Source organism: Thiocapsa roseopersicina (assembly GCF_900106925.1).
Lineage (GTDB): Bacteria > Pseudomonadota > Gammaproteobacteria > Chromatiales > Chromatiaceae > Thiocapsa > Thiocapsa roseopersicina.
In genome coordinates this window covers 69442-84842 of record NZ_FNNZ01000012.1, presented here as the reverse complement: position 1 = coordinate 84842, position 15401 = coordinate 69442, and the positions used below count along the sequence as shown (strand labels likewise).

Annotated in this window: 10 protein-coding genes and 1 pseudogene; 8 read left to right on the top strand and 3 right to left on the bottom strand. The window is 63.0% G+C overall.

Annotated elements, in window-relative coordinates; genetic code table 11:
* Positions 1-22: 22 nt before the first annotated feature.
* Positions 23-3880 carry a DUF3683 domain-containing protein gene (locus tag BLV04_RS13590; protein WP_093032954.1) on the bottom strand — a complete coding sequence of 1286 codons (3858 nt, stop codon included), beginning with the start codon at positions 3878-3880 and terminating at the stop codon, positions 23-25.
* A gap of 285 nt (positions 3881-4165) precedes the next feature.
* Between BLV04_RS13590 and mnmL the strand changes: the two genes are divergently transcribed.
* The 3 genes from mnmL (at position 4166) to ubiV (ending at position 7217) form a co-directional block, all read left to right on the top strand.
* Entirely contained in the window at positions 4166-5140 is a 975-nt protein-coding gene (mnmL, locus tag BLV04_RS13585) for a tRNA modification radical SAM protein MnmL/YtqA (RefSeq protein WP_093032951.1), read from the top strand.
* A gap of 19 nt (positions 5141-5159) precedes the next feature.
* Entirely contained in the window at positions 5160-6155 is a 996-nt protein-coding gene (gene ubiU, locus BLV04_RS13580; RefSeq protein ID WP_093032948.1) for a ubiquinone anaerobic biosynthesis protein UbiU, read from the top strand.
* 132 nt (positions 6156-6287) lie between these two features.
* Positions 6288-7217 (top strand): ubiquinone anaerobic biosynthesis protein UbiV, encoded by a 930-nt coding sequence (ubiV, locus tag BLV04_RS13575; RefSeq protein ID WP_093032945.1) that lies wholly within the window; start codon positions 6288-6290, stop codon positions 7215-7217.
* A 69-nt stretch (positions 7218-7286) separates the two neighbouring features.
* On the opposite strand, the gene ubiT is transcribed toward ubiV, so the two are convergent.
* On the bottom strand, positions 7287-7751 hold the full coding sequence (gene ubiT, locus BLV04_RS13570; protein ID WP_093032942.1) for a ubiquinone anaerobic biosynthesis accessory factor UbiT: 465 nt from the start codon (positions 7749-7751) through the stop codon (positions 7287-7289).
* Between the two features lie 104 nt (positions 7752-7855).
* Positions 7856-8725: a lytic transglycosylase domain-containing protein gene (locus BLV04_RS13565; RefSeq protein WP_245731885.1), complete on the bottom strand. Its 870-nt coding sequence runs from the start codon at positions 8723-8725 to the stop codon at positions 7856-7858.
* A gap of 366 nt (positions 8726-9091) precedes the next feature.
* On the opposite strand from BLV04_RS13565, the gene BLV04_RS13560 reads away from it, so the two are divergent.
* From BLV04_RS13560 to BLV04_RS13545, 5 genes and pseudogenes are all read left to right on the top strand, one after another.
* A complete protein-coding gene (locus tag BLV04_RS13560; RefSeq protein ID WP_139191933.1) occupies positions 9092-10351 on the top strand; it encodes a hypothetical protein in 1260 nt (419 codons plus the stop codon).
* A gap of 356 nt (positions 10352-10707) precedes the next feature.
* Positions 10708-11157: pseudogene (locus tag BLV04_RS26075) on the top strand (ExeA family protein); the annotation flags it as partial.
* A 45-nt stretch (positions 11158-11202) separates the two neighbouring features.
* The gene (locus BLV04_RS13555) at positions 11203-12867 is read left to right on the top strand and encodes an OmpA family protein (RefSeq protein WP_245731878.1); all 1665 of its coding nucleotides are present in this window, start codon (positions 11203-11205) and stop codon (positions 12865-12867) included.
* A gap of 455 nt (positions 12868-13322) precedes the next feature.
* Positions 13323-14204 (top strand): IPTL-CTERM sorting domain-containing protein, encoded by an 882-nt coding sequence (locus BLV04_RS26070; RefSeq protein ID WP_371828642.1) that lies wholly within the window; start codon positions 13323-13325, stop codon positions 14202-14204.
* Positions 14205-14397: 193 nt separating this feature from the next.
* Complete coding sequence (locus BLV04_RS13545) at positions 14398-15321, top strand: glycosyltransferase family 2 protein (RefSeq protein ID WP_093032930.1); 924 nt, start codon at positions 14398-14400, stop codon at positions 15319-15321.
* The last annotated feature ends 80 nt before the right edge of the window (positions 15322-15401 follow it).

The window sequence follows — 15401 nt, the reverse complement described above, 5'->3', positions numbered from 1 at the left end:
AGGCACAGGACGCGGTTCAGCCTTACAACAAGACCCGCTCGATCCCCCCGTCCTGCACCCGATCCAAGAACCGCTGCTGCCAGCCCTCGCCCAGCATGCGACCGGCCATCTCGACCACGATATAGTCGGTCTTCAGGCCCGTATCGTCGGTGTACTTGGCGAGACCTTGCTGGCAGGCCGGGCAGGAGGTCAAGAGCTTGACCTCGCCCGCCCGAACAACGTCCTGCCCGGTGAGTTCCCGGATCCCGGCGGTCAACTCCTCCTGCTTGCGAAACCGCACCTGGTTGGCGATGTCCGGCCGCGAGGTTCCGAGCGTACCCGCCTCGCCGCAGCAGCGATCCGAGAGCATGACCGGTTGCCCGATCAGACTCGCCGCGACCTTGAGCGGCGCATGGGTCTTCATGGGCGAGTGGCAGGGGTCGTGATAGAGATATTGGACCCCCTCGACGCCGTCCAGACTCATGCCCTTCTCCATCAGCCACTCATGGATGTCGAGTAGGCGGCAGCCGGGGAAGATGCGCTCGAACTCGTACTTGAGCAGCTGATCCATGCAGGTGCCGCAGGAGACGACGACCGTGCGGATATCCATGTAATTCAGCGTATTGGCAACCCGATGGAAGAGCACCCGGTTCTCCATCGTGATCTGACGCCCACGCTCTTCGAGCCCCGCCGAGCGCTGCGGGTAGCCGCAGCAGAGATAACCGGGCGGCAGTACGGTCTGAGCGCCCTGCTCGTAGAGCATCGCCAACGTCGCGAGCCCGACATCGGAGAAAAGCCGCTCGGAACCGCAGCCGGGGAAGTAAAAGACCGCCTCGGCGTCCTCGGCAGCCACGCGCGGGTCGCGCAGGATCGGCACCTGGGTCTTGTCCTCCAGACCCAGGATCTGCCGAAAGGTCCGCTTGGGCAGCTCGACCCGGATCGGGCGACTGACCAGATCCACCACCTGGCTCGTAAGCGCCGGTCGATGACTGGTCGCACCCGGCTTGGCGGTTCGCTTCGCGGTCAGCCCCAGCGCCTTGGCGACGCGATGGCCGAGGTTCATCCCGGCAAAGCCCCATTGAGCCAGCCCCTTGCGCAGCAATCGCACGGCGCGTGGGTCCGTGACGTTCAGGAATTGCATCGCCGCCCAAGAGCCGACATTGAACCGCTTTTGGCCGCGATCGACCAGGATACGCCGCATCCGCATGGTGACATCGCCGAAGTCGATGTTCACCGGGCAGGGATTCAGACACTTGTGGCAGATGGTGCAGTGATCCGCCACGTCGTTCATCGCCTCGAAATGACGCAGCGAGAGACCGCGACGGGTCTGCTCCTCGTAGAGGAAGGCTTCGATGATGAGCCCCGTGCCCAGGATCTTGTTGCGCGGCGAATAGTTGAGATTGGCCCGCGGCACGTGCGTCATGCACTTGGGCTTGCACTTGCCGCAACGCAGACAGTGTTTGACGTCGTCGTTGAGTGCGCCGAGCTCGGTCTCCTCGAGGATGATGGCCTCTTGCTGGACCAACCGCAGCGACGGCGTATAGGCGCCTTCCAACCCGGAGCTCGGCATCAGCTTGCCCGGATTGAAGCGCCCGTGCGGGTCGACGCGCTGCTTGTAGGCGACGAAGGCGTCGAGCTTCTCGCGCTCGAGAAATTGCAGCTTGGTGATGCCGATGCCGTGCTCGCCCGAGATGACCCCCCCCAGATCGGTCGCCAGCGCCATAATGCGCGCGACCAGGCGGTCCGCCTCCTGGAGCATGGCGTAGTCCGATGAGTGCACCGGGATGTTGGTGTGCACGTTGCCGTCGCCCGCGTGCATATGTAGGGCCACGAAGAGGCGCGAGTCCCTGACTTGCGCGTGGATCTCGGTCAGACGCTCGCGCACTTGGGCCAGATCCTTGCCCCCGAAGATCTCCTCCAGACGCTCTGCGACCTCCTTCCGATAGGACTGGCAGAGGTCGCGACGGAGCATCATCGACAGCAGGGTATCGCCTTCGCGAATGCGGGCCTTCTCGGTGTCGCTCAGTCGATCCAGATGCTCCACGGCGGGCGCGTCCAGACCGCCGAGAATGATCTGCCAGCGCTGCCGCGCGGCTTGCACGGCCTCGCGTGCCGCATCGCGTTTGGCGCTCAGGATGGCGACGGCCTCGGCCGAGTCCTGATACTCGCCCTCCCCGCGCGCCTCGGCGAGATCCCCGACGAGATAGTCGAGCACCGCCGCCATGATGGCGTCCTTGTTGCGGATCGACTGCTCGATGTTCATCCGCTCGATGCCGCGGCTATAGTCGCCGAGGCGATCCAGCGGGATGACCACGTCCTCGTTGATCTTGAAGGCGTTGGTGTGGCGCGAGATGGCGGCGGTCCGGGCGCGATCGAGCCAGAAACGCTTGCGTGCCTCCGGGCTGACGGCGATGAAACCCTCCCCGTCGCGCGCCTTGGCGAGTGTCACCACCTGCGCGGCGGCCGTGTCGACCAGCGCCTCGTCGTCGCTCACCAGATCGGCGATCAGCACCATCTTGGGCAGCTCGCGCCGTGCGGCCTTAGTGGTGTAATCCACCGCGCGGACATAGCGCTCGTCGAGATGCTCGAGCCCCGCCATCTGCACGCCCGGCAGCGCTTCGAGATAGTCCTTGATCTCGACGATCGCCGGCACGGCCAGATCCAGATCCGTTCCGAAGAACTCCAAGCAGACGGTCCGCACATGATCCGGCATCCGATGCAGGACGAAGCGCGCGGAGGTGATGATCCCGTCGCAACCTTCCTTTTGAACGCCGGGCAGACCGGAGAGGAACTTGTCCGTCACGTCCTTGCCGAGACCGATCTTGCGCAAAGCGGAGCCCGGCATCTCCAGGATCTCGGGCTCGCCCTTCGGCGTGATCCCGTCGGGCAGGAAGCGTCGGATGCGGAATCGCACCAGCGGCTGCTCGTGGATCTTGCCGCGGTTGTGATCCAGACGCTCGACCTCCAGCCAATCGGCATCGGGCGTCACCATCCGCCAAGAGGCCAGATTGTCCAGCGCCGTGCCCCAGAGCACCGCCTTCTTGCCGCCCGCGTTCATGGCGACATTGCCGCCGATGCAGGAGGCGTCCTGCGAGGTCGGATCAACCGCGAAAGCGAGGCCCGACCGATCGGCCAGGTCCGACACCCGGCGCGTAACGACCCCGGCACCGCAACGCACCGTCGGCACCGCTCCCTCGACACCGGGCAGCGCGATACGCTCCACGCCCGAGAGGTCTTCGAGCTTCTCGGTGTTGATGACGGCCGTCATCGCCTGAAGCGGTACCGCCGAGCCCGTATAACCCGTGCCGCCGCCGCGCGGAATCAGCGTCAGACCGGCGTCGATACAGGCCCGCACGATCGGTGCGACCTCGGTCTCGGTGTCGGGCGAGATGACGACGAAAGGCATCTCGACGCGCCAGTCGGTCGCATCCGTCGCGTGCGAGACCCGCGCCAGACCGCCGAAGTCCAGGTTGTCCTTGTGCGTGATCCCGGCGAGCGCCTTGCGCAGACACGCACGCTGGGCCTTCTCCTGCTCGAACCAGTCCGCAAAGCGCTGCACCGCCGCCCGCGCCGCAGCCAAAAGCTCCCCGGCCTGCCGATTGTCGTTGAGCCGCAGCTCGAACTGATCGAGCCGATGCGTCAGCGCCTGAAGCAGCAGACCACGACGCTCCGGGTTGTCGATCAGATCGTCCTGCAGGTAGGGGTTGCGCGTCACCACCCACATGTCCCCGAGCACCTCGAAGAGCATCCGCGCCGAACGTCCGGTGCGCCGGCTGCCGCGCAGCTCCTCGATCAACCGCCACAGCGGCTCGCCGAGGAAACGAATCACGATCTCCCGGTCGGAGAAGGAGGTGTAGTTGTAAGGGATCTCGCGGATCCGTTGCTGGGCGGCGGCGGTCATAGGAATCGTGTCATCAGCGGTTGTTTCTTGCACTGCACAAAATGGTACAGCAAAGGCCACTGTTCATGGCCATGCGGTTGACGAGGCTGCCCGCGGCTGTAGGTGCGAATTTATTCGCACAAATGCCGGTCTGGCGCTCCGCGACAACACCGCCCGGGCTGTGCGAATCAATTCGCACCTACAGGCGGTTGTTCCTTTACTGGAAATCGCCTTCGGAAACGCCGATTGGCCTTCCGTTGACTTGGGTCAAACGACCTTAGGTCGATCCCGGTTAGGTTTGCGCGGATGTCTGCCCCCCCGACCCAGCACCGCACGCTCAGCGCTCGCGTCAACACCTTCGGTCAGTACCTGCTGAGCCGCTATGGTCAGCGTGTGCACAAGCTCGCGCTGAACGCGGGATTCACCTGCCCCAATCGCGACGGCCAAAAGGGGATCGGCGGCTGCACCTTCTGCAACAACGTCTCCTTCAGCCCCAACGCGAAGGCGCCGGCGCCGATCGCGGAGCAGCTTGATGCGGGGCGCGCGGTCATCGCCAAACGCACCGGGGCGCGGCGGTTCATGGCCTACTTTCAGGCCTACACCAACACCTACGACCCGGTCGAGACGCTGCGCGAGCGCTACGACGCCGCACTCGTCCATTCGGACGTCATCGGGCTCTCGGTCGGCACACGCCCGGACTGCGTCCCGGAGGCCGTGTTGGACCTGCTCGCCCGCTATCGCGCCCGCGGCAAGGAGATCTGGCTTGAGCTGGGCCTTCAGTCGGCGGACGACCGCACGCTCGAACGGGTCAATCGCGGGCACGACTTCGCGGATTTCCGAACCGCCGTGGCGGCCGCACGCCGTCGCGGGATCCCGGTCTGCGCACACCTGATCGTCGGTCTCCCGGGCGAGGGGCGCGACGCGGCCTTGACGAGTCTGGAGCGGGTGCTTGAGCTCGGCGTCGAGGGATTGAAGGTGCATCCGCTGCATGTCGTGCGCCGAACCCGCTTGGCGATCGACTGGCGACGCGGCGACTACACACCGCTCGCGCTCGAGGACTACGTGAACATCTGCGCCGACATGGTCGAGCGCACGCCGCCCGAGGTGACCTTCCATCGCCTCACCGGTACCGCCTCGCGCGACATCCTGCTCGCGCCCGCGTGGTGCAACCGCAAATGGGCGGTGCTGAACGCCATCGAGGCGGAGCTTTACCGACGCGGCTCGCACCAAGGCGATCATGCCGCGCCCGCTTCCCATCCAAAACTTGCAAGCACAGCCTGACCCTCGGAGACCACCCTGTATGGAGCTCGTCTGTCCTGCCGGCAATCTGCCGTCGCTCAAGGCCGCCGTCGACAACGGCGCCGACGCCGTTTATATCGGTTTTCGCGACGACACCAATGCCCGCCACTTCGCCGGCCTGAACTTCGGCGAAAAACAGATCCGCGAGGGTCTGAAGTACGCCCGCGACCGCAAGGTCAAGGTCTTCGTCGCCGTCAACACCTATGCCCAGCCGAGCGGCTGGTCGCGCTGGACGGCCGCGGTCGACCGGGCCGCGGATCTGGCTGTCGATGCCCTGATCCTGGCGGATATGGGCGTGCTCGACTATGCCGCCGAGCGTCATCCGAACCTCAATCTGCATCTCTCGGTGCAAGGCTCGGCGACCAATCCGGCCGCGATCGGCTTCATGCATCGCCATTTCGGGATCCGTCGCGTCGTGGTGCCGCGCGTGCTCTCGCTGGCCCAGGTCGCGAACCTCATCGAGAACGTCGAGGTCCCGGTCGAGATCTTCGGCTTCGGCAGCCTCTGCGTCATGGTGGAGGGCCGCTGCCTGCTGTCCTCCTATGCCAGCGGTCAGTCGCCCAACACCTACGGTGCCTGCTCGCCGGCCGCGCACGTGGAGTGGCGCGATACCCCGCAGGGTCAGGAAACCCGGCTCGGCGGCGTCCTGATCGAGCGGCGCGGACACGGCGAGCCGGCGGGTTATCCAACGCTCTGCAAGGGACGCTTTAGCGTCGAAGGCGAGATCCGTCACGCCATCGAGGAGCCGACCAGCCTGAACACGCTCGACATCCTGCCGGGCATCCTCGCAGCCGGCGTGAGCGCCATCAAGCTCGAAGGGCGTCAACGCAGCACCCGCTATGTCTCGCAGGTCACCGGGGTGTGGCGTGAGGCAATCGACGCCTGCAAACGCAATCCGCAGGCGTTTCGCGCGAAGGAGAGTTGGCATCAAACCCTTGCCCAGGTCTCGGAAGGCGCGCAGACGACCATCGGCCCCTATCACCGGCCCTGGCATTAGACCGAGCCCACATCGGCCGTCCTGCGCGCACAACCTGTTAGGGGCGAATTTATTCGCCCCTACACGCCGGTCGACCCTTTCCCGCAAATCGCCATCATCTTCGATGAGTCTTGATCCGGAACGACGATGACAATGGATTCCACGCAGAGCCAATCGCCACGCCCGCGCCTCTCACTCGGCCCGATCCTCTATCACTGGCCGCGCGAGCAGGTCCTCGACTTTTATGCCGAGATGCTCGAGACCCCTGTCGACGTCATCTATCTCGGAGAGACCGTCTGCTCGAAGCGGCGCCTGCTGCGCCCGGAGGATTACTGGGAGCTGGCCGAGCGGGTCGCCGCGGCGGGCAAGCAGGCGGTGATCTCGACACTGGCCCTGATCGAGTCCGACGGCGAGCTAAAGACACTCAAACGCATCTGTGCCGACGAGCGCTTTCTCGTCGAGGCCAACGACCTCGGCGCGCTTGATTTTCTCGAAGGGCGCCCCTTCGTGGCCGGTCACTCGATCAACCTCTACAACCAACGCACCTTGGCCTTCCTCGTCGCCCGCGGGCTGAAACGCTGGGTCCTGCCGGTGGAGCTCGGGCGCGAGACCGCCGCCGACCTACTGGCCGCACGGGCGGACGGCGTGGAATGCGAGCTGTTTGCGTTCGGGCGCCTGCCGCTCGCCTATTCGGCGCGCTGCTTCACCGCCTACAACCGCGATCTGCCCAAAGACGACTGCCGGTTCTGCTGCGCCGACTACCCGGATGGCCTGCTGGTCGCGACCCAGGACGGTGAGCCCTTCCTCGCACTCAACGGAATTCAGACCCAATCGGCCGGCACCCATAACCTGCTGCCCTCGCTTCAGGAGGTCACGCGCATGGGCGTCGATCTTTTGCGCATTAGCCCGCAGTCGCAAAACACCGCAGGCATCATCGATGTCTTCGCCGCCTGTTTGACCGGCGACATGGATCTCGCGACCGGGATGTCCAAGCTGCGCGACTGGACCCCATCGGGCCTGTGCGACGGGTATTGGACGGGCCAGGCCGGTATCGCCAACAGCCCGATGGAGCGACGCCTTTAGCCTTTTCGGTCCACTTGGATGCACCGGGTGTCGAATGAGCGCAGCCCATCCGACACCCGGCAGCGACAATCAACGCCCCGGAAAGCGTAGCCCCGCCATGCGATCGAGCGCCCGCGTGAGCGGCGCCCAGCGCGCCGGCGGCTCGAACGCGTCCAAGAAATTCTTCAGATAGAGCCCCAACTCGGTATCCCCGGACATCCGCAAGCGGCGCTGAAAAAACAGCGTATCCGCATCCTCGCGTCGCGCGGCCAACAGCATAAACTCGCGTAAACCGCCGGCAACGCTCGCGTCCGGCGGCAGATCCTTCCCGTATCCACGGATATGCCCGCCGCTCACACCCAGACAATACCGCACCCCGATATCGTCGATCTCGATACCGACCCGACGACCGTCCAGAAAATCCAGCTCGCCTTCCGCGAGCGACTCCTTCATGACCTGATTCAACGCAGTCGCCAGCGTTTGGCTGTGCAGAACACTTGGGATCAGACGCAGGGGAAAGGTCAAGGGAAACAACAAACGCTGAGCAGAGGGCATATCCGGGTTCTCGTCGCGCTAAAGATGATCGGGCAGCCGAGGATTATACTCAGCCCGCATGCTTTTTTCCCCGGCCACCAGCTCGCCAGCTCGTCGGCCGGTCGTCATCTCCCGCCGACCGAAAAGCGCGACAGATTCCGGTCCAAGACGCCGTGAGAGATCGGGCGAGACAAGGGAGCAGAGACCTCCGCCTCGGATGCATGCGACAAGCCGGGCGCCAGCCGAGACTGCAAGCGCGTCGCCGGTAGACGCCCGGGCGCCTCGGCGGTCGACGCAGTTTCCGAGCTCGCCGCAGCCTGACCGCTCTTTCCGCCCGCCCCCGTGGCTCGAGCCATTGCCGGGGTCACATCCATCCCGAGGACCTGCCGCGCGTGCGCCGAATAGGGCTCAACGCCCTTTTTACGGAGATAAGACACCAGAACGGCATGGGTATAGCGCTGCGTCTCGGGATAGGAAACGAATCCGCCGCTGCGCTCCAGCGCGCCTTCACCCGCGTTGTATGCCATGACGGCCTGCCCTATGGAGTCGTACTTCTCGAGGAGCCGCTTGAGGTGTCGCATTCCGGTATGCAGATTGGTTTCCGGATCGAAAAGCGCATCGCCCGACGTCACGCCATAATCTGCGCCCGTCGCAGGCATCACCTGCATCAACCCCACCGCGCCGGCGCGCGAAACCGCATGCGCGTCGTAGGCCGACTCGGCACCAATCAATGCGTGTACAAGATCAAGGTCGAGCCGATACTCATCGGCAAAACGATCAATCGTCGCTTTGACCTGCCGCGACGACGGCGGAACGGTTCGAGGGGGTATCGGCAGTGAATCCGAAGACGCCTTGGAGGCAGTTCGATCGGAGTCCACGCCGGTAACGACATCAACATTTTCAGAGACGCTCAAAGGCTCGACCGGCCTGGCGACGGGCTCGGCCGGATCCGCAGCCGGCAACTCCATCACCAACGCCAGACCGAAACCCAACATCCAACTCACGTATTCAGCTCGATTCACCGACATCCGCGTCAACCTCATTCAAGCACACCCAACCCGGAATCGTCTCGACCGCAACCACGGAACGACGCCCGAACCTCACCGGAGACGGCCAAAAAGGTTCCATCGCCGCGGCTCCGCATGTATCATAGGGTTTTCACCTATAAATAACCCGACATCCTAAATTGTAGCGCGTAGGCTCCGCTTATCTCAGGGCCGCCTTAGGCAATCGTTCGATCGCATTCCCGCGAACAACCGAGTGCGATCACCTGTTGGACGCATCGGGATCACGCCCGAAACGCATCGAAGAAATCCTGAGATCCTTGCGTTTCCACTTCGGAGTAAACAGATTCGCCGATCGTGGCTCGCCGCACGGGCCGCGCCTTCCTGTTTGATTTTCGCACACCTAACTTGAAGCCCAAAACGCGAAACGGAAGCGCGACCTTTTTGTGGAGAGTTTCGATGGCCTGTAGTCCGCCAACCCTTTCGTTTGTCCGAAAAGTTTTCTCACCTCCGTCCCTACCATTTATTCTCGGGCTGACCCTCGTGGTCGCGCTGCTGTCGTTTGCCCCGACCTCTCCGGCTTCACCACTGACGCTGACGTGGGAGCCAGTCACGGGAGACTCGCGGATTGCCGGCTACGAGATCCATATCGGACGCGCAAGCGGTCGATATGAATGGGTCCTGGATGCAGACCAAGAAGGCGCCGCAACCGACAGACTGGAATTCGAAAGTGCCGAGCCCGGCATCACCTATTACCTCGCGGCGAGATCCCGCAACCACAGCCGAACCCAGTTCAGTGCCTTTTCCAAAGAGATCCGCATCTCGCTCGACGGTCCTCCGATCGATAGCGGAGAGCTGCTTGTGGACGACGCTTGGCAATGGGTCAGCTTCCAAACAGCGTTCACGGACCCGATCGTCGTAGCCACGACCGCCAGCGAGTCCGATTCGGATCCCCACGTGATTCGCATCGCAGGCATCGAGCCGCACGGATTCTGGATACGTCTGCAGGAATGGGACTATCTCGATGGCCGACATACATTCGATTCAGTCGGTTATATCGCGATGGAGCGCGGACGCTATCAATTGGAGAACGGGGCCCAAGTCGAGGCCGGCAGGTTGGTAACGACGGCGACGAACCGTCAGATCCAAGCCGGGTTTTCCCAGACGTTCGCGTCCGCGCCTGTTGTGATGGCGGCCGTCACGAGTGATCAAGGCACGGAGGCAGTCACAACGGAAATCCAAAGCGTCGGCCGATCCGGCTTCAGCGTCGGAATGATCGAGCAGGAGGCCAGCGATCAGCAGCATGTCGCCGAGCGGATCGACTTCATCGCCTGGGAAGTGTCGACGGGAACGATCAAACACATGCAATACGCGGTTGGACGAACAGCCGCCGAGGTCACCCACCGCCCCTATGAGATCCGCTTCAATACCGCATTCCGGGACGCACCGCTGCTGCTTGCCCATCTGCAGACAACGAATGGGGGCGATCCCGCAACAGTTCGCTGGCAGACGAAAAACGATAAGCTGGCCAGCTTGCGTGTCGTCGAGGAGCAGTCGCTCGACGCGGAAACCGGCCATATCCCCGAAACCGCCGGTTACATCCTTATCGGGCCGTAAAGCCCCTGCCCAATACCGTACGGTGGGTCATGGTCATTAGACCGGCCCACCGGCGCGCTCGCGACATCGCTCCGGCGATGTCGCGCCTCTACCGGCGCTCCGCGTCGCCCGCCACCTTGGCCGGAGCGATGGTCGCAGCCGGACGACGGTTCAGACCTCGACACGTCGGCCGAGACCCGAGAATACCCTGCGCGCCCGCAAACCCTCTACGATGCACCCCGGACCGAGACACCTCGGCGATTTCCGAGCCCGTACACTCAAACCCCGGACGGTCATCTCAAGTGCTAAAATAGCCTGCGCGAAGCAGCTCGACCTTCGCCGACCAATGGACGCCGTGTTTCCAGGGGACCCTGAAGATGTACGAAGCCTTTTTTGAACTTCGCGAGAAACCCTTCTCCCTTCTTCCGGATCCCGGCTTCTTGTACTTGAGCCAAAAACACCAGGAAGCGCTGACCCTGCTTGAGTACGGATTGCTCAACCAAGCAGGCTTCATCATCCTCACCGGAGAAATCGGCTCCGGCAAGACCACCTTGATGCGCTACCTCCTGGATCGGCTTGATCGGGATGTCACGATCGGCTTGATCTCGCATACGCATCAATCGCTCGGCGACTTGATGGACTGGATCTGCCAGGCATTCGACATCCAGGCAGCGACAAGCGCGAAGCGCGATCTTCATCAGGCATTCGTCGACTTCCTGATCGATCAATACGCTGCCGGCAAGCGCGTGCTGCTCATCGTCGATGAAGCTCAGAATCTTGGACTCGACAAGCTCGAAGAGCTTAGACTGCTTTCGAATATCAACGCGGACAAGGATCTCGTACTGCAGCTGATGCTCTTGGGCCAACCCCAATTGCGCGACCTCCTGCAACGAGCGGAACTGGAGCAATTCGTTCAACGCGTTGCTGCGTCGTACCATCTCGGACGGCTCGATGCGTCCGAAACCGAGCACTATATTTATCACCGTATCCTGATCGCAGGCGGCAAATACAAGATCTTCGATCGCGGGGCCTGTCATGCCATCCATCATTACAGCAAAGGCATTCCGCGCCTTATCAACCTGCTCTGTGATACCGCACTCGTCTACGCCTACGGCGCATCCGAAAAGACCGTGACGGCGAAGGCCGTCGACGATCTGATCGATATTCATGCACCCCATCTACTCATACCGATCGAACGCGATACGCTGGGTCGTCAAGCCCAAAGGGAGCGCTTGGCATCGGAGGCGGAGATCGGCGACGACGGCCTGACGCCTTTCGATGCCATGGAAATCGTCGCACCTCTGGTCCCGGAGATCGATGATTCGCGCGCCCCTTCGCCCCCGGCAACATCAAGCAGCCTCGTCCGTGACCTGGCTCGCGAGCACGAAGACGTCCCCCCATCGGTCGCCCGTGCCTTGCAAGCGGAAGATGCCCCCTCGCCGGCGAGAGCGTCCACCGACATCGTTCCACCTCTTCCGCGAAGCGCCGCACACCCTGACGCACGACATGCGTTAGGTACCATGAAGACCACCCATTCGGCGTCGATCCAGGCCGCGGAGAGATTGGCTGAAGAGGCATCAAGCAGCGTTCGCAAAAGACGCACGCCGTTTCAACCGGGCGGCCTCTTGATCGCGTTCTTGATTCTGATCGCCGTCGGTGCGGCAATGGTCTGGCTAGGTACATCGAGCATCAGCGAACGCTTCCGCTCCGCCCTACTCGATCAGGTCGACCGAGAGGCGCAACCGGCGACCGTCCCCGCCGCGACACCACCGTCCGATGATCCATCCACCACCTCACCGACAGATCCGGATTCGGAACCCACGGCGGCTCCACCGGCCCAACAGCCCGAAGCACCTTCCGAGCGCAGCCTGCCCTCCCCTGCGGGGGAGCGGGACATGATGACGCCGACGACTCCAACGGCGGAAGGAACTGCCGAAGTCGTGCCGCCGCCCCCGCTGTCGCAAGACCCGTCTCCCGCAACCGACGACGAGCGGCAAGGCGCTCCAGACCGGATAGAGATGGGCTCTTCGGCGCCTCCCGGTACTCTGACGGAAGGCACACAAGCGCGTAACGGCAGCGCGTCCGAGCCGCTTCGATCCGCGGCGCTAGCCGATTTGGAGCATCGATTCCGCGCCCTCCCTGTGGAGATCAGCGCCGTTGACCGAGATTTCATCAAGGTCGATCTGGGCGAGTCAGTCCAATTCCTCGACGGAAGCACGTCCTTAGACACAAGAGCACGCGAGGTGCTGACCGCAATCGCAGAGGTTCTTGAAGAGACCGAGACGGCTATGATCAACGTGATCGGCCATACCGACAGCTCCGGCACCGACTCTATCAATCAGGCACTCTCCGCTCAGCGCGCGGCAACGGTCTCGCGGTTTCTCGTCCGCAGAGGAATCCCCTCGGAGCGGGTGAGCTCCGAGGGCCGCGGCAAGAGTGAGCCGAAGATCGACCCAGAGCAGGAACGGATTATCGGCCCCGGGGTGAACCGCCGGATCGAGCTCGAGGTACGGAATCCTGACCCCGGAATGAATTGAGCCGGCGACGCACTTTGATCCGGGAAACACTGCCCGGGCTGACTGTGCAGAAGAACCGGTTTGTTGCGCGTCTGGCACAGCATCGGTTCTAACCGCAACCCTGCTCACTTCCAGACACACGGAGGCCGCGATAAAGTATGCCGACGACTCGAGCCATCGCGGCCGGATCTGCCGAAGATATCCGCGGGATGTCGCAGGCTTGACCTCATCGATATATGGGCGAAATCCAGGGCCAACGGACAGGGAAGGTTGCGGCGAACGAGCCGGTGAGCCGCTCGATTTCACCCTCGGCGCACCGCACTCCGTCTGGACATCGCGCCCCGAACAAACTAATCTTGCGATAGGTGCAACAGTGGCAGGATTCAAACAAACAAGATCGGCGAAGCAGGCCGAACTGGAACTGCTCGACTCCTGACCGGCGCCAACATCCAAAGAAAAGCCCGATCCAAACCTGAATGAAGATCCGTTTAAGATCATCGGAGGATTCCATCATGCCGCGCGCCACACCGCTATTGACGTCTCGAGGCCTAGTTGCTGCTTTCATTCTCACGCCAGGGCTTTTGATGGCCGCGACGGAGGAGTTTACCGCATCGGGCTCCTTCTCTGTCCCTGCCGGGGTATCCAAAGTGAGCGTTCAGGTGTGGGGCGGAGGCGCGGGGGGCCGCGCTATCGGAACGGCCGGTGCAAATGCCGGGGGTGGCGGTGGCGGCTTCGTCGCGATCAACGACTTTGCTGTCTCGGCCGGTACGAATTTCGATGTAGTCGTCGGCACGGGTGGAGCGGCTAATACACGGGGCGGAGCTTCATCGTTCGGCGGCACTGCGCCGGACGGATGCATCGGCACAACGGCCCCCGCCTGTGCTGGAGGAGGGCAGGTCACGGTGCCTCCAGGCTCCCTCGGCGGCTGCGCAGCAGGTTCCGGCGACGCCTGTGTGGGCGATGACATCTTTGCGGGTGGAAGTGGCAACGGTCCAGACGGCACCTTTACGGGCGGAGGCGGCGGCGGCTCGGCATTCACCAGTGCGCCCGGCAATGACGGCTTGGCGGGAAGCGCAGGTGGAGCCGGCGGCGATGGCGAAGGTGATGGCGGGAACGGCGGTACAGACGGAGTTGCCGGGACCGCAGGCGCCGCCCCCGGAGGCGGCGGTGGCGGCAAGGGTCGTGGGGCGGGCGTAGCTCCGGGGATTGGCGCGGGGGGCTTGGTCATCGTGACCTACGAGCTTGATCCGCCGCCACCGCCCGCGTCAGCAATCCCGACCGCCTCGACTTGGGGCCTGCTGCTTCTAGGCGGACTCCTCGGCGGATTCGGGATGCGCAAGCTGCGTTCCCCAAAATAACCATTTCCTAGCCATTGGCGAGCGACTCGAGCGCACATTCGATCCTCGCCGGCACACTTGATATCGACGCTGTCCGAGATACTTTGCCTCGGACGGCGTCATTGCGTTTCAAGAGATTTAAATCGATTCCCCCGCCACGGGAAGTCACACCTTGTCATATTGCCTTCTCCAAAAGGCTACCTCGGTATCGGTTATGGAAAAACCAAACATCACCATCGGCCTGCCGGTCTTCAACGGCGAGAACTTCTTGCCCCAAGCGATCGAATCGGTCCTGGGACAGGACTATGCCGATTTTGAATTGATCATTCGCGACAATGCATCGACGGATGGAACCGCAGCGATCTGCCGCGAAGCCTGCGAAAAAGACACTCGGATCCGCTATCTACGCAGCGAGACCAATGTCGGAGCTGCTCCGAATTTCAATGCGATCGTCGGCGATGCCCGCGGGCAATATTTCAAGTGGCTCGCGCATGACGACCTGATGGCGCCGACCTTCTTATCAAGGTGTGTCGAGACGCTGGAGCGAGACGCAACGTGTGTCTTAGCCTGCCCGCGCGTCCGTTTTATCGATGCCGCCGGAGAGCCGCTCGAGGACTATATCAGCCCGTTTCGCACCGCGGACCCGGACCCGGTCGTTCGCTTCAAGGAGACCCTGTCGGGACATCCCTGTTACGAGGTCTTCGGCCTGATCCGACTCGATGAGCTGCGAAAGACCCGGCTCATCGGCAGCTATAAGCACGGCGACGGCGTCCTTCTCTCTCATCTTGCGATGCTCGGTCGATTCGCCGAGATTCCCGAATACCTATTCATGTCCCGTCGCCACCAGGGCCAATCCATGTACGTCTACGGCATCACCAATCCGGATGCCAAAGAAGACCCGGATGCCTATGCACGTTGGTTCGACGCGAGAAACGCACAGACCGGCGTGCCGCTCAACTTTAGCCGACGGCTGGCCGAGTATCGGTGGATGATCAGCGCGACGCCCTTGTCTTTGAGGAAGCATCTGAAGCTGTACCGCATCCTCATTGCCTGGTCATACCGAAATCGGCATCGAATCAAGAAGGAGTGGCGCAAGGCCATCGCAAGTCATCTCCCGTCAAGATCACGTCCCGCTTAGCACGAAGCTGCGCGCTCAAGCCGAGCCTGGATAAACAAAAACGCCCACCCCGAGAATTTCTCAAGGTGGGCGTGCACCGG